The sequence below is a fragment of the Methylophilus sp. Leaf416 genome, from assembly GCF_001424665.1.
Lineage (GTDB): Bacteria > Pseudomonadota > Gammaproteobacteria > Burkholderiales > Methylophilaceae > Methylophilus.
Genome location: NZ_LMQS01000001.1, coordinates 517,830 through 541,564, shown reverse-complemented (window position 1 = coordinate 541,564; position 23,735 = coordinate 517,830). Strand labels below are relative to the sequence as shown.

At 49.5% G+C, this 23,735-nt stretch carries 28 protein-coding genes and 2 tRNA genes; 13 read left to right on the top strand and 17 right to left on the bottom strand.

Features of this window, described 5'->3' with window-relative positions:
• Window positions 1-23 precede the first annotated feature (23 nt).
• The 4 genes from ASG34_RS02575 to ASG34_RS02560 all read left to right on the top strand — a co-directional run bounded on the left by ASG34_RS02575 (window position 24) and on the right by ASG34_RS02560 (window position 2,839).
• Window positions 24-1,253, top strand: coding sequence for an aspartate kinase (locus ASG34_RS02575; RefSeq protein ID WP_055826136.1), 1,230 nt, complete (start codon window positions 24-26; stop codon window positions 1,251-1,253).
• A gap of 118 nt (window positions 1,254-1,371) precedes the next feature.
• A tRNA-Ser gene (locus ASG34_RS02570) sits at window positions 1,372-1,465 on the top strand.
• A gap of 58 nt (window positions 1,466-1,523) precedes the next feature.
• A tRNA-Arg gene (locus ASG34_RS02565) sits at window positions 1,524-1,600 on the top strand.
• A 306-nt stretch (window positions 1,601-1,906) separates the two neighbouring features.
• Entirely contained in the window at window positions 1,907-2,839 is a 933-nt protein-coding gene (locus ASG34_RS02560; protein ID WP_055827283.1) for a polyprenyl synthetase family protein, read from the top strand.
• Between the two features lie 44 nt (window positions 2,840-2,883).
• Here ASG34_RS02560 and ASG34_RS02555 read toward each other — a convergent pair whose 3' ends face one another.
• Window positions 2,884-3,282 carry a hypothetical protein gene (locus ASG34_RS02555; protein WP_055826133.1) on the bottom strand — a complete coding sequence of 133 codons (399 nt, stop codon included), beginning with the start codon at window positions 3,280-3,282 and terminating at the stop codon, window positions 2,884-2,886.
• A gap of 211 nt (window positions 3,283-3,493) precedes the next feature.
• Here ASG34_RS02555 and ASG34_RS02550 point away from each other — a divergent pair, with 211 nt between their 5' ends.
• The 5 genes from ASG34_RS02550 to ASG34_RS02530 all read left to right on the top strand — a co-directional run bounded on the left by ASG34_RS02550 (window position 3,494) and on the right by ASG34_RS02530 (window position 7,463).
• On the top strand, window positions 3,494-4,366 hold the full coding sequence (locus tag ASG34_RS02550) for a prepilin peptidase (RefSeq protein WP_055826131.1): 873 nt from the start codon (window positions 3,494-3,496) through the stop codon (window positions 4,364-4,366).
• A 27-nt stretch (window positions 4,367-4,393) separates the two neighbouring features.
• Window positions 4,394-4,996, top strand: a complete 603-nt coding sequence (gene coaE / locus ASG34_RS02545) for a dephospho-CoA kinase (RefSeq protein WP_055826129.1) — start codon at window positions 4,394-4,396, stop codon at window positions 4,994-4,996.
• 69 nt (window positions 4,997-5,065) lie between these two features.
• Complete coding sequence (gene zapD, locus ASG34_RS02540) at window positions 5,066-5,839, top strand: cell division protein ZapD (protein WP_055826127.1); 774 nt, start codon at window positions 5,066-5,068, stop codon at window positions 5,837-5,839.
• Complete coding sequence (locus ASG34_RS02535; protein WP_055826124.1) at window positions 5,839-6,027, top strand: DNA gyrase inhibitor YacG; 189 nt, start codon at window positions 5,839-5,841, stop codon at window positions 6,025-6,027. Before zapD ends, ASG34_RS02535 begins: the two co-directional genes overlap by 1 nt.
• Window positions 6,028-6,590: 563 nt before the next feature.
• Entirely contained in the window at window positions 6,591-7,463 is an 873-nt protein-coding gene (locus tag ASG34_RS02530; protein WP_055826122.1) for an alpha/beta hydrolase, read from the top strand.
• Between the two features lie 20 nt (window positions 7,464-7,483).
• Here ASG34_RS02530 and ASG34_RS02525 read toward each other — a convergent pair whose 3' ends face one another.
• The 6 genes from ASG34_RS02525 to ASG34_RS02500 form a co-directional block, all read right to left on the bottom strand.
• Window positions 7,484-7,708, bottom strand: coding sequence for a VF530 family DNA-binding protein (locus ASG34_RS02525; protein WP_055826119.1), 225 nt, complete (start codon window positions 7,706-7,708; stop codon window positions 7,484-7,486).
• A gap of 23 nt (window positions 7,709-7,731) precedes the next feature.
• Window positions 7,732-8,082 carry a hypothetical protein gene (locus ASG34_RS02520; RefSeq protein WP_055826117.1) on the bottom strand — a complete coding sequence of 117 codons (351 nt, stop codon included), beginning with the start codon at window positions 8,080-8,082 and terminating at the stop codon, window positions 7,732-7,734.
• A 187-nt stretch (window positions 8,083-8,269) separates the two neighbouring features.
• A complete protein-coding gene (locus ASG34_RS02515) occupies window positions 8,270-8,701 on the bottom strand; it encodes a DoxX family protein (protein WP_055826115.1) in 432 nt (143 codons plus the stop codon).
• A 337-nt stretch (window positions 8,702-9,038) separates the two neighbouring features.
• A complete protein-coding gene (locus tag ASG34_RS02510) occupies window positions 9,039-9,479 on the bottom strand; it encodes a septal ring lytic transglycosylase RlpA family protein (protein ID WP_055826113.1) in 441 nt (146 codons plus the stop codon).
• 2 nt (window positions 9,480-9,481) lie between these two features.
• Window positions 9,482-10,435, bottom strand: a complete 954-nt coding sequence (locus ASG34_RS02505; protein ID WP_055826111.1) for a Nudix family hydrolase — start codon at window positions 10,433-10,435, stop codon at window positions 9,482-9,484.
• A gap of 2 nt (window positions 10,436-10,437) precedes the next feature.
• A complete protein-coding gene (locus ASG34_RS02500; protein ID WP_055826110.1) occupies window positions 10,438-11,298 on the bottom strand; it encodes an ATP-binding protein in 861 nt (286 codons plus the stop codon).
• A gap of 175 nt (window positions 11,299-11,473) precedes the next feature.
• Here ASG34_RS02500 and ASG34_RS02495 point away from each other — a divergent pair, with 175 nt between their 5' ends.
• Together ASG34_RS02495 and rng are read left to right on the top strand one after the other, a co-directional pair.
• Window positions 11,474-12,040, top strand: a complete 567-nt coding sequence (locus ASG34_RS02495) for a Maf family protein (RefSeq protein ID WP_055826108.1) — start codon at window positions 11,474-11,476, stop codon at window positions 12,038-12,040.
• A gap of 49 nt (window positions 12,041-12,089) precedes the next feature.
• Complete coding sequence (rng, locus tag ASG34_RS02490) at window positions 12,090-13,556, top strand: ribonuclease G (RefSeq protein ID WP_200934435.1); 1,467 nt, start codon at window positions 12,090-12,092, stop codon at window positions 13,554-13,556.
• Between the two features lie 50 nt (window positions 13,557-13,606).
• Here the strand turns inward: rng and ASG34_RS02485 are convergent, their stop codons facing one another.
• The 3 genes from ASG34_RS02485 to ASG34_RS02475 are packed head-to-tail and all read right to left on the bottom strand — an operon-like array spanning window position 13,607 to window position 15,725.
• Window positions 13,607-14,143 (bottom strand): YggT family protein, encoded by a 537-nt coding sequence (locus ASG34_RS02485; RefSeq protein ID WP_235559636.1) that lies wholly within the window; start codon window positions 14,141-14,143, stop codon window positions 13,607-13,609.
• Window positions 14,144-14,157: 14 nt separating this feature from the next.
• Window positions 14,158-14,988, bottom strand: a complete 831-nt coding sequence (gene proC / locus ASG34_RS02480) for a pyrroline-5-carboxylate reductase (protein ID WP_055826102.1) — start codon at window positions 14,986-14,988, stop codon at window positions 14,158-14,160.
• A gap of 2 nt (window positions 14,989-14,990) precedes the next feature.
• Complete coding sequence (locus ASG34_RS02475) at window positions 14,991-15,725, bottom strand: YggS family pyridoxal phosphate-dependent enzyme (RefSeq protein WP_055826100.1); 735 nt, start codon at window positions 15,723-15,725, stop codon at window positions 14,991-14,993.
• Between the two features lie 63 nt (window positions 15,726-15,788).
• Between ASG34_RS02475 and ASG34_RS02470 the strand changes: the two genes are divergently transcribed.
• Together ASG34_RS02470 and ASG34_RS02465 are read left to right on the top strand one after the other, a co-directional pair.
• Window positions 15,789-16,832, top strand: a complete 1,044-nt coding sequence (locus ASG34_RS02470; RefSeq protein WP_055826097.1) for a type IV pilus twitching motility protein PilT — start codon at window positions 15,789-15,791, stop codon at window positions 16,830-16,832.
• 8 nt (window positions 16,833-16,840) lie between these two features.
• Window positions 16,841-18,001, top strand: coding sequence for a PilT/PilU family type 4a pilus ATPase (locus tag ASG34_RS02465; RefSeq protein ID WP_055826095.1), 1,161 nt, complete (start codon window positions 16,841-16,843; stop codon window positions 17,999-18,001).
• 100 nt (window positions 18,002-18,101) lie between these two features.
• Here ASG34_RS02465 and ASG34_RS02460 read toward each other — a convergent pair whose 3' ends face one another.
• From ASG34_RS02460 to ASG34_RS02430, 7 genes are read right to left on the bottom strand one after another with little or no spacing between them, the layout of a single operon-like run.
• Window positions 18,102-19,400: a dihydroorotase gene (locus tag ASG34_RS02460; protein ID WP_055826093.1), complete on the bottom strand. Its 1,299-nt coding sequence runs from the start codon at window positions 19,398-19,400 to the stop codon at window positions 18,102-18,104.
• Window positions 19,397-20,353: an aspartate carbamoyltransferase catalytic subunit gene (locus ASG34_RS02455; protein ID WP_055826091.1), complete on the bottom strand. Its 957-nt coding sequence runs from the start codon at window positions 20,351-20,353 to the stop codon at window positions 19,397-19,399. The genes ASG34_RS02460 and ASG34_RS02455 overlap by 4 nt, the downstream gene beginning before the upstream one ends.
• Before the next feature lies 1 nt (window position 20,354).
• The gene (gene pyrR, locus ASG34_RS02450; RefSeq protein ID WP_055826089.1) at window positions 20,355-20,918 is read right to left on the bottom strand and encodes a bifunctional pyr operon transcriptional regulator/uracil phosphoribosyltransferase PyrR; all 564 of its coding nucleotides are present in this window, start codon (window positions 20,916-20,918) and stop codon (window positions 20,355-20,357) included.
• A gap of 12 nt (window positions 20,919-20,930) precedes the next feature.
• Entirely contained in the window at window positions 20,931-21,431 is a 501-nt protein-coding gene (gene ruvX, locus ASG34_RS02445; RefSeq protein ID WP_055826087.1) for a Holliday junction resolvase RuvX, read from the bottom strand.
• On the bottom strand, window positions 21,424-22,029 hold the full coding sequence (locus tag ASG34_RS02440) for a YqgE/AlgH family protein (RefSeq protein WP_055826085.1): 606 nt from the start codon (window positions 22,027-22,029) through the stop codon (window positions 21,424-21,426). The genes ruvX and ASG34_RS02440 overlap by 8 nt, the downstream gene beginning before the upstream one ends.
• On the bottom strand, window positions 22,026-23,135 hold the full coding sequence (gene ribBA, locus ASG34_RS02435) for a bifunctional 3,4-dihydroxy-2-butanone-4-phosphate synthase/GTP cyclohydrolase II (RefSeq protein ID WP_055826084.1): 1,110 nt from the start codon (window positions 23,133-23,135) through the stop codon (window positions 22,026-22,028). Before ribBA ends, ASG34_RS02440 begins: the two co-directional genes overlap by 4 nt.
• Complete coding sequence (locus ASG34_RS02430; RefSeq protein ID WP_055826082.1) at window positions 23,135-23,728, bottom strand: riboflavin synthase; 594 nt, start codon at window positions 23,726-23,728, stop codon at window positions 23,135-23,137. The genes ribBA and ASG34_RS02430 overlap by 1 nt, the downstream gene beginning before the upstream one ends.
• Window positions 23,729-23,735: the final 7 nt, after the last annotated feature.

The window sequence follows — 23,735 nt, the reverse complement described above, 5'->3', positions numbered from 1 at the left end:
TATTTGATAATTAGAGCTTAATAATGGCATTAATAGTACAAAAATATGGTGGTACCTCAGTGGCAAATCCTGAGCGTATCCGCAATGTGGCCAGGCGCGTCGCGCGTTATAAAGCCATGGGTCATCAGGTCGTAGTGGTAGTGTCGGCCATGTCCGGTGAAACCAACCGTCTGATTGCACTGGCTAAAGAAATCATGCCGGATCCGGATCCGCGTGAACTCGATGTGATGTTGTCTACCGGCGAGCAGGTGACGATAGGCATGACGGCACTGGCATTGTCGGAGCTGGGCATTAAAGCTAAAAGCTATACCGGTTCACAGGTGAGAATTCTGACCGATGATGCGCATACCAAAGCCCGTATTCTGGATATTGATCAACATCACCTGAAAAAAGACCTTGATGATGGCTATGTCTGTGTCGTCGCCGGTTTCCAGGGTGTAGATGCCAATGGCAATATTACGACCCTTGGTCGCGGTGGTTCTGATACCACCGGCGTCGCCTTGGCTGCGGCCCTGGGTGCGGACGAATGTCAGATTTATACAGATGTCGATGGCGTATATACCACGGACCCGCGCGTGGTGCCAGAAGCGCGCCGCCTTGAAAAAATTACCTTTGAAGAGATGCTGGAACTGGCATCTCAAGGTTCCAAAGTATTGCAAATTCGCTCAGTGGAGTTTGCCGGCAAATATAAAGTGAAACTGCGTGTGCTTTCCAGCTTTGAGGAAGAGGGCGATGGCACATTGATTACGTTTGAAGAAAATGAGGAAAACATGGAAGATCCAATCATCTCCGGCATTGCATTTAACCGCGATGAAGCAAAAGTGACTGTGGCAGGCGTGCCTGACAAACCGGGTATCGCTTACCAGATTTTAGGCCCGGTGGCCGATGCCAATATTGATGTGGACATGATCATCCAGAACGTCGGCGCAGATGGCACCACCGACTTTACGTTTACCGTACACAAGAATGAAATGAACAAAGCGCTGGGTATTTTGCGTGACAAAGTGCAGGGCCATATCCAGGCACGTGAAATCAGTGGCGACGACAAAATTGCTAAAGTATCTGTAGTGGGTGTTGGTATGCGTTCACATGTGGGCATCGCCAGCCAGATGTTCCGCACTCTTGCGGAAGAAGGCATCAATATCCAGATGATTTCCACCAGTGAAATCAAAATTGCCGTGGTGATTGAAGAGAAATATATGGAACTGGCAGTGCGTGTGTTGCATAAAGCTTTTGCTTTGGATGATGCGTAATCTGACTAAAAACATTCTTTAATTTTGCGTTGATTTACGAAGGGTTTTCGCGTACTATGGCGCCCTTCGATGCAGTAGCAATACTGTGTTGAGCAGTAATGTAGTACTCGTTTAAAACGGTGAGCTGGCCGAGTGGTCGAAGGCACTTCCCTGCTAAGGAAGCATATGGGCTTAAACCTGTATCGAGGGTTCGAATCCCTCGCTCACCGCCAAAAAATTTAAACTTGTGTTATAATGCTGACCTTGTTGCAACAGCGTTGTAACACCTTGGCGCCCGTAGCTCAGTTGGATAGAGTATTTGGCTACGAACCAAAGGGTCGGGCGTTCGAATCGCTCCGGGCGCGCCAAAAAATAAAAGCCTTGTTTCTCACGAAACAAGGCTTTTTTCTTTTCCACTCCATCTCAATTATATTCTCTTATTAAAAAGAAAATCTTTTAAAAGTAGCCCTAGATTTTTAAACGCATCAAACGTAAGAAAAGTCTTAATCGTTAATTTTCCAATCAAACTGGGCTAAATATTCAGCGTATCGGTATTGCCTGCACTAGCATTCCTGCATAGCGAGAGGAGTGTCAGATATGATATGCTCTAGCTTTGTTTTTTTATTGGTATGTTAGTGTCTTTAAATGCCTGTTTGGCGCGGATTGCAGACGATATGCAGCAGGTGGATGTCGTTATTCGCCAGTCTTTGTCATCGCAAGTTCCGCTCATTAATCAAATCTCGGAATATATCATCCATAGTGGCGGCAAACGCCTGCGTCCGGCATTGGTGTTAATGTCGGGAGATTTGGCTGGCACACGAGTCACGCCTGCACATCATCAGCTGGCAGTCATCATTGAGTTTATTCACACGGCGACTTTGCTGCATGATGACGTAGTAGACGCTTCTGACTTACGTCGCGGTAAATCCACCGCCAATCATGTGTATGGCAACCCAGCCAGCGTACTGGTGGGTGATTTCTTGTATTCCCGTGCTTTCCAGATGATGGTCAAGCTGCAGAACATGCGCGTGATGGAAATTCTGGCTGACGCTACTAATACTATTTCTGAAGGCGAAGTCCTGCAATTGCTCAATGTGCGCAATATAGGCGTCAGTGAGCAGGATTACCTGCAAGTTATCCATTTTAAAACAGCCAAGTTATTTGAAGCGGCCACCCGCCTGGGAGCCGTGCAATGCCAGGCTAGCCCCGAACGCGAAGAAGCGCTGGCAACCTATGGCATGCATTTAGGTACGGCATTTCAGTTGATTGATGATGTACTGGATCTGACCGGAGATAGTGAAAAATTTGGTAAAACGCTAGGCAATGATCTGGCAGAGGGTAAGGTCACATTGCCGATGCTGTATGCGATCCAGCAAGCGCCAACCGCACAATCAGAACTGGTAAAACAGGCATTACTGGAAGGGCAGGTTACGCACCTCGAACAAGTACTGGAAATCCTGCATGCAGTAAAAGCATTTGATTATGTGCGTTCGGTTGCACAAAAAGAAGCACAGTTCGCCTGTGAAGCACTAGATATTTTTGAAACAAGCCCGGCTAAGCAAGCATTGCTGGATTTAGCCAGGTTTTCAGTCAGCCGCCAACAATAAGAACCGGCAGCATGCATTTTTCAATGCATGCCACACCTCTTACGTTAGTTTAGCGCTATCGGTTCACCACTGGCATGGTAATAACTGAGTCTTGCGCATTCATTGGTTGCGTTAGTCAACGCGCCATCAAACAATGATTCGCCATTGACATCTACCACTGCGTAACCATTATGGTAAAGCGTCACTTCAGCTTGCAATGCATTGTCGATACGACTGGTAATGGTATGCAGGCCATGTTTTTGTGATGCGCGCATGGCGAAGCTGACGCAATTTTCCTCTTCCTCTTCACTGTAAACTTCCCAGTGTGATTGTCCGGTCAGGTTTGCCAACCATCCTGGCAGGTCGACTTCAACACGGCAGATAACCGGTTCATCCCAGGCAGGATGTTCTACCTGGCCCAGTTCGACTTCGCTGGGAGGCGTGAATTTGATTTGATCAGACATAGGCAACTTCCTTCACTAATAAGATTCGGATTCGAAGTCACTCGGCTGGAGTGCAATTCTCATCTTACACATAAATGGTGACATTGAACCTGTTTTCAAGGCAGTAATTTCCGCTTTCTAACAGGCTTTACCATGCGTCACAGGCTTTTAGCCTTGATTACTTGTATTAACGATGAGATGATGCAGCAACCTTAATAGTGTTATCGGTATCATGACAGAAATCCTTGAGCCTGTTTTAAGTTTGTTGAGAACGCAACCACATTTTCTGCAGGGTGTATGCCTGGTGATGGGCTTGCTGGTTGGCAGTTTCCTTAACGTAGTCATACATCGCCTGCCCAAAATGATGGAGCGTGAGTGGCACGCTAACTGCCTGGATTTGCAAGGCCAACCTGTACCCGAGCAGCCTAAATATAACCTGGTAGTTCCGCGTTCTACCTGCCCTCATTGCGGACACATGATAGGTGCACTGGAAAATATCCCTGTCGTCAGCTACCTGTTTTTACGCGGGCGTTGCAAAGCCTGTAAAGCCTCTATTTCAGCGCGGTATCCCCTGGTAGAGGCTGTGTCCGGGGCACTGTCGCTGGCAGTGGCAGTGCAATATGGTTATAGCCACCTGACATTATTTGCCCTGATATTCGTCTTTGCATTAATCGCATTAACTTTTATAGACTTTGATACCCAGTTATTGCCGGATGACATCACTTTGCCATTGTTGTGGCTGGGCTTGCTGCTGAATTTAAATAACGGGTTCACCGACATCACTTCAGCAGTTGTAGGTGCGATGGCAGGTTACCTGGTGCTGTGGGCTGTGTATTGGTTGTTCAAGCTGGTGACTGGTAAAGAAGGTATGGGCTATGGTGACTTTAAACTGCTGGCTGCTATTGGCGCCTGGTTTGGCTGGCAATTACTGCCAGCGGTCATATTGCTCAGCTCAGTGGTCGGTAGTGTGATTGGCATAGCGCTTATTTTATTCAAAGGTAAAACCCGCCAGACTGCCATTCCGTTCGGTCCTTTTCTGGCTCTGGGTGGTATAGCCGCACTGTTTTATGGGCAAGCTTTGGCCTCTTTTTACCTGGCCCCTTAATTTCCTTCGTACCCGAATATATTATCAATGACTAAAGTAGTGGCCGTTACCGGCGGCATAGGCAGTGGCAAAAGCGAGGTGTGTAAAACCTTTATTGAACTGGGTGTGCCAGTGGTAGACCTGGATGAAATCGCCCGTGCAATGAGCACTCCCGACAGCGTAGCCATGCAGGCTGTGCGTCAGGCTTTCGGGGATGCGATGTTTGACGCTGAGGGTCAGCTGGACCGTACCAAATTGCGCGAGCTGGTATTTTCAGAACCAGATGCGCTGGATAAATTAAATAACATTATGCATCCTGCCATCCGTGAAGAGGCTGTACAGCAGATTGCACATTATGCTGCACAGCCTTATGTCGTATTAGCGATTCCGCTATTGGTCGAAAGCCGTGATGACTGGCGCATGATTGACCATGTGCTGGTGATCGATTGCATTGAGCAAATACAAATCTCGCGAGTGATGCAACGTAGTGCGCTATCCGAAGCCATGGCAGAAGCTATTATCGCCGCGCAGAGCAGTCGCGAAGCGCGTTTGGAAATTGCAGATTCAGTCATTGAAAACAATCAAACCCTGGAAAATTTACGTGAAAAAGTGCTTAACTTTCATCAAATTTTCTCAAAAACTTGCCACTGAGTAAAAAGGGTTTCATAATCAGGCTTTTATTGCATACTTTTCAAGTATCAGCTGACAGAAAAGGCTGCCGTGTCTAGCTACGAGTTTCCATTTAACGAGCGCATCAGAACATATCTCCGCCTGGAAGATTTGTTTGTAAAGATGCTGCATCACATTGAAGTAGGCCATGAGGTGAATCACCATGTGGCGCTGCTAACGCTGTTACAAATCCTGGACCTGATTGATCGTGGCGATTTAAAAGTCGATTTATTGCAGGAACTGGACAGGCATAAAGTCCAGCTTTCATTCTTGCAGGGCAATCCGAATATTGATCAAAATGCCCTTGGTGAAACCCTGGCTAGCCTGGACCGGTGTGCCACGCTATTAAGATCAGATCACCAGAAACTGGGCCAATCGTTACGTGACAATGACTGGTTGATGAGCGTGAAACAGCGTGCCGGTATTCCAGGCGGTGTCTGCGAGTTTGACCTGCCTTCCTACCGGCATTGGCTGTATTTGAGTGTAGATCGTCGTAGAACCGACTTTGCGCAATGGCTGGGCCGCCTGATGCCAATGTACGAAGCGATACGCATGCTCCTGCAATTGCTGCGCGGCAGCGGTCAAGTCATGTCCTTGGTGGCGCATAAAGGCGCTTACCAACAGCAACTTTCAGGGCACAAACCTGCACAACTATTGCGGATTGAAATTAGCCATGATGAGTGTTTCCCCGAGGTGAGTGCCAATAAATACGCCATCAATATCCGTTTCCAGAAACTGGATTTTGTGCAACGGCCTAAGGCTTGCGAGCAAGATATCCCTTTTAAGATGATTATCTGCAATTTTACTGGGCCAGGACACAATTGATGCAAGCAGCAGTAAAGCCACGCAAGGTTGCTTGCCCGGGCTGTGGCGAAATGACAGAGTATTCGACCGCCAATGCATACAGGCCGTTTTGCAGCGAACGCTGTAAGTTGATGGATTTAGGCGACTGGGCTACGGAAAAATTCAGGATTCCTGATACCACGCCCCCCGATCTTGACGAGCCTGAATAAAACTTTAATGGTTACACGCGAGTGTAATTATTGAATTCTCGCACAAATAATTAACATGCCTTTTTTCGCTGGCAGTATTCACTCCAGGTAATAGCACCGTTAAATAATAAAAAGCTCAATGAATTCAAGTGCCTTTTATCATCTAAGACGATTAGTAAAACGGGTTATAAAGCAATGACAATCATTGCGATGCGAGAAAAATCTACGGCATATTATTACGCCCCACCTTTGCCATTTGAGCTGTAACGGCTGGAAGGCCAAACACTACCTGTTAAAGAAATATTTATACACAAGTAATTGCTTAAACTGCAATTTTCATTTGCAGGCATCATGATGGTTAGCAAAATAGCTAACTCGAAAATTCTGGCAGGACTTTACGCACACTTACTCTGGCTTTGAAATGAATTTTTTCAGCATTTAAAGCTCATATCGGTGTAATTCATTTATACGCTATTCATTCATCCACTGATGCTTATTGCCGACACTAATAACAATTTATGCCTCATTGCCATGCCAGTCCATCGATCTTCCCAACCAGTTTTTACTATATTGTTTTAATTATCATGGGTTTTCTCGCCACTGCTTGCTCGCCGGTCAACATACTTAATGCTGTCATTTCGGATAAAGAATATCAATTGAGAGAGGGGGTGGCTTATGGTGACTTACCCAGGCAAGCATTAGATATCTATATCCCTAAACATCGTTTGCTGGCTAATAATGCGCAGCCAGATACCTCAAAGGATATTGCTGGCACTGGCACTACCAACAAAGGCCTGCCTGTCGTGGTGTTCTTTTACGGCGGAAGCTGGGATTCCGGCAATCGCGGGAGTTATAAGTTTATAGGCGAAGCCATGACATCGCAGGGTTTTATCACCATCATTCCCGATTATCGCGTTTACCCTGAGGTGCTATTTCCAGGCTTTATGGAAGACCCTGCCAAAGCTGCTAAATGGGTGAAATTGCACGCAGCCGAATTGGGAGGCGACCCTGATCGCATTTTCCTGGCAGGCCATTCTGCCGGTGCGCATATCGCCGCCATGCTGGCATTAGATACTGAGTTTCTTGCAGAGCAGAACAGCAAACCAAAAGACTTCGCCGGCATGATAGGATTGGCTGGCCCGTATGATTTTCTGCCGCTCAAAAGTAATCGATTAAAAACAATTTTTGGCCCGGAAGACCAGCGGGCCAAATCGCAACCCATCAATTTTGTCACTGGCAACAATCCACCCATGTTGCTAATGGTAGGTACCAAAGACGGCACCGTCTGGCCCAGAAACACGTATAACCTGGCGGCTAAAATCAAGGCTGCAGGCGGGCCGGTAGAGGTCGCCGAGTTTGCTGGGTATGGCCATGTCGATATGGCTGCCAAACTGGCAAAACCGCTACGTGACAAACGTATGTTAGATACGATTGCAGCGTTTATAAAACAGCATTAAAGCCGTTGCCAGCTACTTAGTTAGAAAGTGGAAAGATAAAGGTTTTCCACCTGTTCCCTGGCCCAGGGTGTTTTGCGTAAAAACTTGAGGCTGGATTTCACCGATGGATCATTCTTAAAGCAATTGATATTGATTTTATCGCCAAGTTTATCCCAGCCGTAATGGTCAACAAGCCTCGTCACGATACTTTCAAGGGTGACACCATGTAAGGGATTATTTGGCTGAGCAGGTTTAGAGGTAGTCATTTGGGGCAGGTTATGTTTTTTTATTAAGCCTGGCTATCTTGCTGCCAGTGAAATTTGTGCATGATGCGATGCACAATTGGCGTAAGAACCAAACCAACCGTGACTATAAAAACAAGCCCCGCATATAGTGCATACAGGCCGGCAAAGATTTTTCCATCATCTGTTTTTGGCGCATCCACAGGCCCCATGCCACCCATTAGCATTGCCGAGTTTAAAAAGGCATCGCGCCACGCGAGCTGCTCATAATGCATGTAGCCCGCCATCCCTATAGCCAGTGAAAGCATCAGCAAACCGATAGCTATTACAGCATGGAGCGCCACACGCTTGGCGAACAGTCTATGTGGAATAGGTGGCTTATTTTTTGATTCGTACATGATAACGATTGTAGCCTAAAGCAAAGGTGCGGAAGTTAGCTAATCATGCTTTGGTAGTAGGTTAGGCCTTTAAAAAATTAACTTCCTGTTCCCAGCCTATAAGACAATGAGCGTTTCAATACACTTCTAAAATTATCAGGTTTTATCTCGACTTAAATTGCAGCCTTGGTACAGCACAATATGGATTTTATTTAGTTGCGCGAAAATGTAGTACCGGAGGCTTGGTTGCCCACCAAATACATAACAACAACAGTATCTGCAAAGGTAAGCGAGCGACTAGCGCCCAATAAGGCACCTCGGGAAACTGGCTCGCGTTTTGCAACATAAAAACATTCGCAGGTGTTACTGCAATAGTTAAAAGAATCAGTCCCCAACCCGCAATACGACGAGTGCGGGCAAATAAAATCCCGATAGCGCCTGCCAACTCAAAGAAGCCACTAATCAGCACCAGTTCCCTGTGTGCCGGCAACCAGGGAGGCATAATTTTCATCTCGAGTTCAGTAAAGGCAAAATGCGCAATTCCACCAATAAAAAACCATAAGAAAACAAAAGCAAGCGCGAGAATTCTGGGAAACCCAAGCTTTGGGTGTAGGACTTTCTCAGTATTTTTTGACCGCATTCTTAGTTTCCAAAATTTGTGCTCATGGCTAGCGTTGTAATGCAGGCGCTGGCGAAGCCGAACGCCTGAAATGATTTGTTAGCTGCTGATCTTCTCAGTTAGCAGCTTTTGTACTTTTGTCCTCGCTGTGAAATGCCCGGCCCTCTGATTTCGCGTTGGCAATTCGAAAATTATCCTGCGCGATTTGCAACTCGCCCATTCGTATGCACTTTGCCCTTAAGAATTCGGTTTCCACCATGTATAGTCGCTGCGCGCTAAACTTTGGCGCTAAAATGCCCAGCGCCAGGCAGAGTTGAAAGTCCTCGAGTTATATAAGATCAAACGCTTGAGTGAGATATTATTCGATAACCTCGATTTGCACATCAATAACACCGTTTGAAATGCTGCCGATCTCACTGAATGCAGACTTTGAAAGATCAATTACCCGTCCCTTTACATAGGGACCACGATCATTGATTTTGACAATCACCGATTTAGCAGTATCGACGTTTGTCACTTTAACCAGCGAACCAAATGGCAAAACTTTATGTGCACCTGTTTTAAGTTCCTGTTTATATAGCTCACCGCTTGCCGTCTTTTTTGACTGGTGGCTGTTGGCGTAATATGACGCCTTTCCACTTTCCTTGTATCCAACCCAGTCTGCATTCGACCTTGGGCTGAGGGTGCTACATCCACTAATAACGAAAGCGATAAAAATTAAAAGATACCTTGTCAATTTAATCCCTGCTTTGAGTTTATGTTTTGAAGACAGATGCGATGCAAGGTTGGATACAGTCATAGTTATATCCAGATCGCCCGTTGCATAGCGACGCCGCGCGCACCATAGGCTTGGGCATGTGCCAAGTGTTCCAGTTGCATTCCGCCCAGCGCATAAACCGGTATTTCCAGACCATTGAGCATTTCACCAAATTTCTCCCAGCCTAATCTAGGTGATTCCGGATGACTGCGTGTCTGTAATACAGGCGAGAGTAGCGCAAAATCGAGTTGCAGGGCTTGTGCTTTTTGCAGTTGCCCAGCATCGTGGCAGGAAGCGCCAATGAGCAGGTTGCCTGGCTTAGTCATCATGGTCATCAGGCGCTGGCTGTTAAGGTGCACACCTTGGTAGCCGAGTTGCATGGCTTGCTCCGGGCTGCCATTCAACAGGCAGCGACAGTCGTAAGGCGCACACAATGACAATACTTTTGTGCTCAACTGAGTGAGGTTGTCTTTGTCGAGTTGCGGTTCGCGGATTTGCAGCAGTTGCAGGCCTTGATCCAGTTGTTTTCTCAATGCTTGCAAGAAAGCATGTTCCCCCATTTCCTGCACATTGCTGATGGCGTACACAGAGGGTAATGATAGCGCCTGCATGATAGGGGCATTTGCGGGGAGCACCGGGCTGACATTGAGCTTTTGAGGATGCTGCCAGGCAAACTGCTGGCCTTCACGTGCCTGCAATTCTCCTTCCCATTCGCTGACAAAAAAGAAATGCAGCAGCACGGTTTTGGCTTCTGCATCATGCGTGGCAGGGTAGTCGTAACGGCGTTTTATCCAGGGTTGAATCTTTGTCGGTGTGATACCTAGCTCTTCTTGTGATTCACGGATCAATGCGTGTTCCGGAGTTTCGCCAGCTTCGATCTTGCCACCGGGGAATTCCCACCAGCCTGCCCAGCCCTTGCCATCAGGCCGGCTGGCGAGCAGGTATTCACCGTTTGGACGTATCAGGATGGCGACCGCGACTTGGACTAGTTTTGCCATTATTAAGATTTCAGTTGCAGTTTGCCGGCATAATCCTTGGCAAACTGGTAAGCGACGCGTCCGCTGCGGGCACCGCGGGTATGGTAAAACTGCAAGGCAGCATGGCGGGCAGTGTCATCCATGCTGACGCCAAAAGTTTGCAGCCAGTGTTCTGCAATGCTCAGGTATTCATCCTGGTCAAAACTGTAAAACGATAACCACAAGCCAAAGCGTTCTGCTAATGAGGTTTTTTCATCTATGGTGTCATTCGGGCGAATTTCGCCGCTTTTTTCCAGTATCGGCTGGTTATCCGCCATATACTCAGGCATGAGGTTTTTGCGATTGGAAGTTGCGTATACCAACAAATTGGAAGAGGCGTTTTCAATTGAGCCGTCGAGGATGACTTTCAAGGCTTTGTAGCCGGTGTCATTCGCTTCAAACGTGAGGTCGTCACAGAAAATAATGAATTTTTCCGGGCGGTTCCTGATCAATTGCGTGATTTGTGGCAGGTCGGTTAAATCTTGTTTATCGACTTCGATCAGCCTTAAACCAGTGTCTGAATAAGCATTCAGCAAGGCTTTTACCAATGACGATTTGCCGGTGCCACGCGCACCCGTCAGCAATACATGGTTGGCAGGCAGGCCTTGCAGGAATTGTTTGGTATTGCGTACTACTTCAGTTTTTTGCCTGTCGATAAACCGGATATCTTCCAGTGAAACCGTATGTGGGTGTTCGACTGCTTGCAACTGGCTTTGCGCACCATGTTTGACCCAGCGCCAGGCGGTCACTTGCCAGTTAGGTTCTGCCAGTGAAGCAGGTAACAGGGTTTCCAGGCGCGTGATTAGTTGTTCGGCGCGCTGTAGCAGGTGTTCAATCGAATTCATGCAGGTTTTCTTAAATCATGATGTGAGCTGAGCGGCTATTGTACACAATGCCGGAAAGGGCTGTCAGTGGCAGTGTTGCTTTGGCAAAAGGGCTTTACCGAAAATATCGGCGCCTTTGTGGTAACTTGTCGGGCTTATACCAGTCACGTTTTCAATTTCAACAGGCTACTTAACTATGCAACAACAAAAGATTATTCTGGCGTCGCGCAGCCCGCGCCGTGTCGAGCTACTGGCGCAACTTGGTGTGCAGTGCGAAATCGTGCCGGCAGATATTGATGAGTCCACCCTCACAGGAGAAGACCCGGCACTATATGTACAACGTCTGGCAAAAGCCAAGGCGCTGGCGATTGCTGCTACTTATGCGGATAGCGGAATACCCATTCTGGCTGCGGATACCACGGTGGCGCTGGGACAAGACATTCTTGGCAAACCAGAGAATGCTGAAGAGGCGATGGCGATGTTGTCCCGCCTGAGTGGCAGCGTGCATCTGGTGCATACCGCGGTGGCGGTTTACCAGGCAGGGGAGGTGCACTCTTTATTGAACACAACGCGCGTGGAAATGATGCAAGTGCCTAAGGATGTTTTGCAGGATTATGTGGCTAGCGGTGAACCGATGGACAAAGCCGGTGCCTATGGAATACAGGGCCGCGCAGGTGCCTGGATATCGCGCATTGACGGCAGTTACAGCGGGGTGATGGGCTTACCGCTGCATGAAACGGCGCAGTTGTTGCACGCGTGGTAAACTCTGGAAAAAAACGATAATAGTTGGGATCGGGTAAAGCAAAATGTCATTGGCGCAGGAAGTACTAATTAACGTCACGCCGCAGGAGACTCGGGTGGCGATTCTGGAACAGGGTGTCGTTCAGGAGTTGCATATTGAACGTGCATCTTCACTTGGTATTGTCGGCAACATTTATCGCGGCACGGTCGTGCGCGTGTTACCAGGTATGCAATCTGCGTTTGTTGAAATAGGCTTGCCCCGCGCGGCTTTTCTGCATGCAGCGGATATCATGGATTGCCATGCTGAAGAAGGCGATGTTAAAACTGACCGGCCGATTCAGGAAGTACTGCACGAAGGCCAATCGATTATCGTGCAAGTGATCAAGGAAGCGATTGGCACCAAGGGTGCGCGCCTGACCACTGAAATCAGTATTGCCGGCCGTTTCCTGGTTTATTTGCCTTATCAAAAACATATCGGCGTTTCACAGCGGATTGATATTGAGGAAGAGCGCGAATTTTTACGTAATCGTCTGCTTGGTTTGCTGCCGGAAGATCGCGAAGGTGGTTACATTATCCGCACTATGTCAGAGGCTGCTACTGATGAAGAGTTGCTGGCTGACATTGAGTACCTGCGCCGGGTGTGGAGCAAGATCCAGACCGAGAGCAAAACCGTCGGTGAGCGTTCGCTGATTTTTTACGACCTCAGTTTGCCGCGCCGGATCTTGCGTGATGTGGTGTGCAAGGAAACCACCAATATCCGTGTGGATTCCCGCGAAATGTTTGAGCGCTTGAAAGAGTTTGCTGAATTATATGTTTCGCACGCAGTAAAACCTCTTACACATTACAAGGGCGAGCGTTCCCTGTTCGAGTTTTATGATATTGAAAATGAAATCGAAAAAGCGCTGTCACGTAAAGTAGAGCTTAAATCCGGTGGCTACCTGATCTTTGACCAGACGGAAGCGCTCACCACTGTCGATGTGAATACCGGCAGTTTTGTCAGCGGTAAAAACCTGTCCGACACCATTTTCAAAACCAATCTTGAGGCGGCACAAACCATCGCCCGCCAACTGCGTTTGCGCAACCTGGGCGGCATTATCATTGTTGATTTTATCGATATGGATGAAGACGCACAGCGGGAAGCAGTACTCGAGGAATTGCGCAAAGCGGTCACCCTGGATAGGGCGCGTATCAACGTCAACGGCTTTTCTGCTTTAGGCCTGGTGGAACTGACGCGTAAACGCACGCGTGAAAGCCTGGCGCATTTGTTGTGTGAATCCTGCAAGGCATGCCAGGGACGTGGCGAACTGAAAACGGCACAAACCATCAGTTACGAAATCATGCGTGAATTGCTGCGTGAATCCAGGCAGTTCAAGAGTGCCAATGCCTTTAAAATCCTGGCGTCGCCAGAAGTGATCAATATGCTGGGCGATGAGGAGTCACAAAGCCTCGCCAGCCTTTCCGACTTTATTAAAAAGCCGGTGACACTGCACCCGGATACCCAGTACGGGCGTGAAGAGTTCGATATCGTATGGATGTAAAAATAGTCACGATGCAAGCCGGGCGACCTTTCAGCCGCCCGGTAATCCAATTAAATAACGCCGACTGCCAACCCTGGTATCACCACTCGGCTGATCATTTGCAATAAGATCAGCGCGACCAATGCTGAAAAATCAAAGCCTTGAATCTGCGGCAATACACGGCGCAACGGGTCAAGGATAGGCGAACTCAGCTGGTTGAGTACGCCGTAAATCGGGCTGTAAGGGTTAACCCAGCTTAAGATTGCCATCAACAGAATCGCATAGAAAAATACGTCAATGATTTGCGCCAATACGCCAACTACGGCCTGCCATAACCAGAACAGCGGTGCAGGCGGCAATCCGGACAGGGTGGAAAGCAGCGCGAATAAAATCACCTGCATGAGCAAGGCCAGCAATAAAGTCGACATATCCCATTGCCTGACCGGGCGTATCAGCTTGCGCGCAGGTTTGACCATAAAGTCGGTCAGCACCACAGTCATTTGCCCGAGCTGGTTCTGAAACGAGGTGCGGGTCCATTGCATCAAAAAACGTAACACCAGTAAAAACGTCAAAATCCCGAATACTGTCCTCAGCAAAAATATGCTCATTTCACCTAACATTGTTATTGTCCTCCCAGTTCGTCGCCCAGGGTTTTTGCCCGGTTGGCCGCTTGTTGTGCCGCATGTTGCATGATGGCATGAATATTATGCTGATTAAGGCTCAGCAAACCTTGTTCGGTGGTGCCGCCTTTGGAAGTGACTTGCTCACGTAATGTGGCAATGGGTGTCTCGCTTGCGGCGGCGAGCAGGCTGGCGCCTTTAAAAGTCGCCACACTCAGTTGTAATGCCTGGTCTTTATCCAGCCCCAGCGCGACTCCCGCATCGGTGAGTGCTTCAATCAGCAAAAATACATAGGCCGGGCCACTGCCGGAAATGGCGGTGACGGCATCCAGTTGTGCTTCATCGGTCAGCCACACCACGTCACCTGCCGCTTGCAGCAAACTATCTGCCAGTAGACGCTGGCCTTCGCTGACACTCGCTAGTGCGTAAACGCCGGTCACTCCCGCCTGGATTTGTGCCGGTGTATTCGGCATGGTGCGTATCAACGTGCTGTAGCCATTTAACCAGCGGCTTAAATCGGTGGTACGAATACCTGCTGCCACTGAAATAACCAGTTGTGACTGCAGGTAGGGTGCAAGTGATTCAGCGACTGTTTTCAATTGCTGCGGTTTTACCGCCAGTACAATGACATCCGCCTGCAAAGCTTCCGCCGACAGCGCCTGTGCGGTGCGGACTCCCAGGGTTTGCTGCAATCTGTCTTGCTTGCTGGCATCCGGATCAATCACGGTAATCTGTTGCATGGCAAAATCGCGCTGTCTAAGGCCGGTGATAAGTGCTTGCGCCATATTGCCGCCACCAATAAAAGTGATACGGGGCGATGCGAGTGAGGACATGTTTAAACAGCTCCTTTGGTAGCTAAATCTGAATCTGGGGAAGTTTTCGGCAAACGTGCACCAAAGATTGCGGTACCTATACGTACCAATGTGCCGCCTTCGGCGATGGCAGCTTGGTAATCACCGCTCATGCCAATCGACAAAGTATCGAGTTGTAGGCCATGGCTATTCAATTGCTCTAACAATACCCGCACCTGCCGGAATTGGTCACGTTGCGCATCAAAATCCTGTTGGGGCGCCGGAATCGCCATCAGTCCGCGCAAGCGTAAATGCGGCAATTGTTTGATATTTAAGGCAAGTTCCAGCAGTTCCTGGCCGCTGGCACCACTCTTGCTTGCCTCTTCGCTAATATTTACCTGCAGGCAAATGTTCAGCGGCGCGAGTTCTGCAGTGCGTGCATCTGACAAGCGTTGTGCGATTTTCAGGCGGTCAACTGAGTGTACCCAATCGAATTGACGGGCAATTTGCTGTGTTTTGTTGCTTTGAATCGGCCCAATAAAATGCCATTCTATTGCACAGTCCTGTAATTGCTGCTGTTTCATCAGCGCTTCTTGCAGATAGTTTTCGCCAAATATGGTTTGACCTGCCTCAAAAGCCCTGCGAATGGCCTCGGGTGGTTGCGACTTGCTGACTGCACATAGCGTTACTTGTTGTGGCGCTTTAAAGCTCGTTTTGGCTTGGGCAATATGTTGCTGAATATCGGCAATATTATCGGCCAGGTTGTTAAGCGCAGTCATGGGTGTGCCGGTATGCAGTTTGAAAGACAAAATAACATTATATAAAAATCACTGGAGTCAAATGTGGATATTTCAGATTTATTGACATTTTCTGTTAAAAATAAAGCGTCAGACTTACATTTATCTTCCGGTTTGCCACCGATGATCCGTGTGCATGGCGATGTGCGTAAAATCAATTTGCCGGCCATGGAGCACGCTGAAGTGCATCGCATGCTGTATGACATCATGAATGACAGCCAGCGCAAAGTGTATGAAGAAAACCTGGAATGCGATTTCTCGTTTGAAATCCCTGACCTGGCACGTTTCCGGGTCAATGCATTTAACCAGCAACGTGGTGCCGGTGCCGTATTTCGTACTATTCCGAGCAAAGTGCTTACGCTGGAAGAATTGAATGCACCCAAGGTATTTAAAGACCTTGCAGATACGCCACGTGGCATTGTGCTGGTGACCGGTCCTACCGGTTCCGGGAAATCCACCACCCTGGCAGCCATGGTTGATTACATCAACGAGACGCAAATGTCGCATATCCTGACCGTGGAAGACCCGATCGAATTTGTGCATACCTCTAAGAAATCCCTGATCAACCAGCGTGAAGTCGGCCCACATACACAGTCGTTCGATAATGCCTTGCGCTCGGCACTGCGTGAAGACCCGGATGTGATTCTGGTAGGTGAGATGCGTGACCTCGAAACCATACGCCTGGCGCTGACAGCTGCGGAAACCGGTCATTTGGTATTTGGAACCTTGCACACCAGCTCTGCTGCAAAAACCATAGACCGGGTGGTCGATGTGTTCCCTGCCGCTGAAAAAGAAATGGTGCGCTCCATGCTTTCCGAATCATTGCGTGCGGTGATCTCGCAAACACTCTGTAAAACCAAAGATGAGCAAGGCCGTGTGGCAGCGCATGAAATCATGATAGGCACACCGGCGATCCGTAACCTGATTCGTGAAAACAAGATCGCACAGATGTACTCTGCGATTCAAACAGGGCAAAACGTAGGCATGCAAACTTTGGACCAGAACTTGCAGGATCTGGTAAAGCGCAATGTGATCAGTGCAGATGAAGCACGTACCAAAGCAGCAAACCGCGACTCAATCATGGGCTAAGAAACAGGATGGATACTATACAAACAGGCGAAGACCGAGCACAAACTGAAAAGTTTGTGAACGACCTGCTCAAGCTGATGGTCACCAAAAAAGCGTCTGACTTGTTTATTACAGCCGGTTTTCCGCCCGCCATGAAGATTGATGGCAAACTGACACCGGTGTCATCGCAAACTCTGAATACGCAGCAAACTGCCGAAATTGCCCGTGCAGTGATGAATGACAAGCAAGCCCAGGAGTTTAAAGAAACCCTGGAATGCAATTTTGCGATTAGCATGTCGTCAGTTGGCCGCTTCCGCGTGAATGCGTTTATTCAACGTAGCGCGGTGGGCCTGGTATTCCGCGTCATTAATACCAATATTCCAAAATTTGATGATTTGAAACTGCCGCCAGTCCTTAAAGACGTAGTGATGGCCAAGCGCGGACTGGTGATTTTTGTCGGTGGTACCGGTTCGGGTAAATCTACTTCGATGGCGGCAATGCTAGGCCATCGTAATGAAAGCAGCTATGGCCATATTATTACCATTGAAGACCCGGTGGAATTTATCCACGGCCACAAAAACTGTATCGTTACCCAGCGCGAAGTAGGTGTAGATACTGAGAACTGGCACGCGGCGCTGAAAAATACCCTGCGCCAGGCGCCGGACGTGATTATGATTGGCGAAATCCGCGATCGTGAGACCATGGATTATGCGATTGCCTTCTCTGAGACCGGCCACCTGTGCCTGGCGACTTTGCACGCCAACAGTACCAACCAGGCATTAGACCGGATTATTAACTTTTTCCCCGAAGAACGACGTCAGCAATTACTGATGGATTTATCACTCAATCTGCGTTGTATCGCTTCGCAGCGCTTGATTCCCAAAGTCGATGGCAGTGGTCGTGTGGCGGCGGTTGAAGTATTGCTACATTCGCCATTGATTTCTGACCTGATTTACAAAGGCGATGTGCACGCGATTAAAGAGATCATGGCCAAATCGCGTGAGTTAGGTATGCAAACCTTTGACCAGGCCTTGTTTGAGCTTTATGAAGCCAGCAAAATCACTTATGACGATGCATTGCGTAATGCCGACTCGGTGAATGATTTGCGACTGAAAATTAAACTGAACAGCAAGCTGGCAAACCCGGAAAATCAGGATCAAAACAAGATTTCCAACCTTGATATTTTATAAAGTGATTCTTTGAGACAGTCGTAAAGAATAAGAGTTGAATATAGCAAGCCCCACTAGCGTTGGTTAGTGGGGCTTGTTTATTTCTGGCACCTGCAACTGCTTAGGACTTGGTTTGCTGCAATGATTCCTGCTGGAATACCAATTCACCGCTGGTGAAAGTTGCCGAGACTTTTCCTGCCAGTGACTGATTCAGGAACGGTGTGTTTTTTCCTTGGCTGACCAACACGCGGCTATCTACACGCCATTCGATTTCCGGGTCGTAAATCACTACATCGGCAATCGCCCCGACTTTGAGGGTGCCTGCCGGCACGCCTAAAATATTGGCAGGCGTTTGCGTGATTTTCAGTAGCGCTTGTGCGGGTGAAAGCTTGGCTTGCGCTGCCCATTTTAAAGTCAATGGGAGCAATAATTCCAGTGCTGACGCGCCGGGGCGGGATTCGGCGAAAGGCAAGGCTTTATCGTCATCATCAACCGGTGTGTGGTCAGAGCAAATGGCATCCAGCGTGCCATCCAGCAAACCGGCGCGCAAAGCGTCGCGGTCGCGCTGGGTACGTACTGGTGGTTTCAGGTGCACCATACTGTCAAAAAATCCTATATCCATTTCTGTCAGGTGCAGGTGCTGAATGCTGACATCAGCAGTCAGGCGTACACCAGCTTGTTTGGCCTGGCGTATCAATTCCACAGACTCCGCCGTGGAAACACGGGCAATATGTAATGAAGCGCCAGTGTTTTGGGCAATACGCAGCATGGTTTGCAGGGCGATGCTTTCAGCTGCAACCGGGATACCTTTCAGGCCTAACCTGGAAGCAACTTCGCCATCATGTGCAACACCGTTTTTTGCCAGATACGGATCTTCTGCACGCATAAACAGGGTATAGCCGAAGGTGGCAGAGTATTCAAAGGCACGCCAGAGCACTTGCGTATCGACAATCGGTGTGTCAGCCTGTGAAAAACCGACGCAACCGGCTGACGTCAGGGCAAACATCTCAGTGAGGAAATGGCCTTCTAACTGGCGGGTAACGGCACCTAAAGGATAGACATTTGCCAGGGCATGTGACTTCGCCCTGTGCTTGAGCATTTCAACCAGCCCAGGTTCATCCAGTACCGGATCGGTATCCGGTGGGCATGCCAGGCTGGTGACACCACCGGCCATAGCTGCACGTAATTCGCTCAACAGGGTAGCTTTGTATTCGCTACCAGGTTCACGCAGGCGCGCACACAAATCTACCAGGCCGGGCAGTACCCATTTGCCATTGGCATCCAGCGTCTGGTCTGCCTTGAAACCGGCTGGTGCATTGCCGATGGCGGTAATTTTATCGCCACTGATATAGATATCGCAGACTTGATCCAGTTGCTGGCTGGCATCGATCACACGGCCTTGCTTGATGACTATATTCATGCCGCGTTGCCTCCCCCAAGAATTGCCATCACGGCCATGCGTACCGCGATGCCATAGGTGACTTGCGGAAGAATGACCGATTGTTTCCCATCCGCCACGCTGGAGTCGATTTCAACCCCACGGTTCATTGGCCCCGGGTGCATGACAATCGCATCTGGCCTTGCCAGCGTCAGCCGCTCGGGTGTCAGGCCAAAGGTCTGGAAAAATTCCTGTGTACTTGGCAGCAGGGCGCCGGACATGCGTTCGTTTTGCAGGCGCAGCATCATGATCACATCAACGTCTTTCAAACCTTGATCCATATTGTGATAAACCTGTACGCCCAGTTTTTCCACTTCTGCAGGCAATAAGGTGCGGGGTGCAATGACACGGATTTCAGGTACACCTAGCGTGGCGAGTGCGTGAATTTCGCTACGTGCCACGCGGGAATGCAATATGTCTCCCACGATTGCAACGCGCAGATTATGCATTTCAGGTTTGTATTTGCGGATGGTAAATACATCCAGCAAGCCCTGGGTAGGGTGCGCGTGGCGGCCATCACCGGCATTGATTACGCTGATATGCGGCGGTACATGCTGTGCGATAAAGTGAGCGGCGCCGCTCTGCTGGTGGCGCACCACAAACATGTCGGCATGCATGGCAATCAGGTTGTTGACCGTGTCAAGTATGGTCTCGCCTTTGGATTGCGATGAGGTGCTGACATTCAGGTTTAACACATCGGCAGACAAACGTTTGGCAGCAATTTCAAAGGTGGTGCGCGTACGGGTACTGTTTTCAAAAAACAGGTTGCAGACCGTTTTGCCACGTAATAGCGGCACTTTCTTGATTTCGCGCTCAGCTACCCCGACGAAGTTTTCAGCAGCGTCCAGAATATCAGTCAGGATACGTTTGGGCAGGCCCTCGATACTGAGCAGGTGTTGTAGTTGCCCCTGCGCGTTCAGTTGCGGGTTGTACATGTTAATTGGCTCCACTGTCGTTAGGCAGATTGGCTTCTGGGGAATGGGTAGCAGACTGGCTGGAATCTGTCACCGTCAGGTGCAAACGTCCCTGCGTATTGATGGAAAGTTCAAATGCCTGGTGGGCCAGCAATGGGATATCGGCGCCAACGATATCAGGACGAATCGGTAATTGTGCGCCACCACGGTTGATCAGTGCGGCCAGTTCTATCAAGCCAGGGCGACCATAATCAAATAGCTCGTTAATCACAGCGCGCACTGTGCGGCCGGTGTAGAAAATATCGTCGATCAGGATGATATGCCTGTCATTCACGTCAAAAGGGATGTGGCCGGGTTGGGCGGTGGTTTTCATGCCGCGTCTGGCGTAGTCATCGCGGTACATGGATGCATTCAGTTTTCCATGGGCAATGTCACGCCCCAGTTCGGTTTGCAGGCGTTGCAGCAATTTTTCCATCAGCCACACGCCGCCGGTGTAGATGCCGACCAAAGCGGTATTTTCATGGACGCGGGGTTTTAATTGTTGGTAAAGCTGATCCAGCAACTGTTCGGGGTCAGGCAGTATCATGAGAGTCCTGTGCTATGAACGTGAGTGATAGGCGTCAAAGTAAGATTGTAATATAGTTTGTGCGGCAACCTGGTCCAAATGTTGTTTTTGCGCACGGCCCCGGACCCCTGCTTCGCGCAGTGATTGTGACGCTTCGGCTGAAGTCAGGCGCTCATCTATCATCATCACGGGTAAGTTAAAGCGGCCCTCAAGGCGCTGCGCAAATTTCTGTGCCAGGGCGGTCATCGCATGGGCGTCGCCGTCCATGGTCATGGGTAGTCCAACGATGAGTAGAACCGGTTGCCATTCCTGCAATATAGCCGCGATGCGGTCAAATTTTCCGGCATTATCTTCCGCTTCAATGGTGAGCAGCGGATGCGCCAGTGCGAGCAGGGTTTCACCCACTGCGACGCCAATCCTTTTTTCACCGAAATCAAACGCGAGCACACTGCCGCTAATATCTGGATAAAGGCGTTCGGTAATAGGCAGGTGACTTTGCGTTAAGGGTTGCTTGCTGTGCTTGATCTCAGGCATGCCCTGCAACCTCGGACAGGGTGGCGTAATCTACGCCTAACTGCTGCATGGCCCACAACACTTTGTCATCATTGGGCAGGTTGAAGATGAGCTTATGTAAATGCTCGCGGTCATCCAGCGGCAGGGTGAGCCAGGCATTGGCCTGGATTTCATCCTCCAGTTGGCCTGAAGACCAGCCGGTATAACCGAGAGCGATAAACATATCCTTTGGGGCTTCATCGCGTGCTGCCGCTTCCAGGATATCCTTGGAAGAAGTCATCGCCAGCCCTTCAGACAAGCCCAGCGTGGTGTTGAATTCAGTAGCAGGTGTGTGCAGCACAAAGCCGCGCTCGACCTGCACCGGCCCACCAAAATGTACCAGACGGTCCTGTTGGTGAGGGGCGTCGCATGGCATATCCAGTTGCTCAAACAGGTCTCCGACATTGAGTTGTAACGGATGATTGAGGATCATACCCATGGCGCCATCATGGTCGTGGCTGCAAATCAGGATCACGCTTTTGCTGAAATAGGGGTCTTGCATGGCTGGCATGGCAATGAGAATCTGGCCAGTCAGGTTTAATCGTTCGCTGATATCGGACAAAGGTAATTGTTCACTCATAAGGGTGACGCCTCTTCTTCGCTGAGGTAGCCGGTGATTTCAAGGCCGAAACCATCCATGCTTGGCATTTTGCGCGGTGCAGCCATCAGGCGCATTTTCTTCACGCCCAGGTCGAGCAGGATTTGTGAGCCGATGCCGTAGTTTCGTAATTCCTGGTTGAGTGTGATTTTCTGGTCTGCGCGTAAAATCCTGTCTGTCAGTCCCAGGCCATCTTCATCATGGTTGATTAACACAATTACACCACACGGCGCATTGCTGATGGTACGCATGGCTTGTAACAGATTCCAACTATGCGATTGATGGCTGCTATCCAGCAGGTCAATCATGGATAAAGGTTCATGCACCCGTACCAGGGTTTCAGTAGCGGTTAACGGATCACCTTTCACCAGCACCAGATGCGTTTCCTGCGCAATATTGTCGCGATAGGCTATCAGTTGCATGGGGCCGAAAGCCGTTTCAATTTTGCGCTCGGCACTGCGCTCAATCAGGGTTTCATGCGCAGCGCGGTAATGAATCAGGTCGGCGATGGTGCCGATGCGGATGTCATGCTCTGCTGCGACCTGCATCAGGTCTGGCAGGCGCGCCATTTCGCCGTCATCTTTGAGTATCTCGCAGATCACGCTGGCAGGTTCGCAGCCGGCCAGTTGTGCCAGATCGCAACCCGCTTCAGTATGCCCGGCACGCACCAGCACGCCGCCATTCATGGCACCAATCGGGAAAATGTGCCCCGGGCTGACAATGTCACTGGCCTTGGCATTCTTGGCGATAGCTGCGCGGATTGTGGTTGCGCGATCAGCCGCTGAAATGCCGGTAGTGACACCTTCAGCCGCTTCGATAGAGACGGTAAAATTTGTGCCCAAGCGCGTACCGTTTTTGCGGGTCATCGGCGGTAGATTCAACTGGCGGCAACGTTGCTCTGTCAATGTCAGGCAAATCAGGCCGCGGCCGTATTTAGCCATAAAGTTGATATGCTCTGCGGTCACAAATTCAGCCGCAATCACAAAGTCACCTTCGTTTTCGCGGTGCTCGTCATCGACCAGAATGACCATTTTTCCGGCGCGGATGTCGGCAATAATCGCTTCAATAGTACTAATCTGCGCCGACATTATTCCTGCTCCCAGGCTTGCATGCGCTCTACATAACGCGCAATCAAATCAATTTCCAGGTTCACTGCGTCTCCGGGTTTTGCATACTGCATAATTGTATGCTGCATGGTATGGGGGATCAGGTTGATGCTGACTTCATCCTGCGTGATGGCATTGACTGTCAGGCTGATGCCATTGACGCACAACGATCCTTTTTGGGCGATGTATTTACTCAGGGCATGTGGCGCGCGTACTTTCAGCAGCCAGCATTCGCCTACCTGCTCCAAAACGCTAATGGTGCCGACGCCATCAACGTGGCCGGTCACCAGGTGGCCGCCCAGCCGGTCTGCCAGTCGCAACGCTTTTTCAAGATTCACAGCACCAGGTTGGCCGAGGCCACTGGTCACATCTAAAGTGACTTTGGACACCATAACTTCGAAGGAAGTGGATTCCAGTTTGGTAACAGTGAGGCACACGCCATTCACGGCAATGCTGTCACCCAGCTGTACATCTTGCAGGCCTAAATCGGAGGCTTCGATACGTAATGCGCAATCGTCGCCGTGTGTGACTACGTCGGCAATGTAGCCGACGGTTTGAATAATCCCAGTGAACATGGTGTGA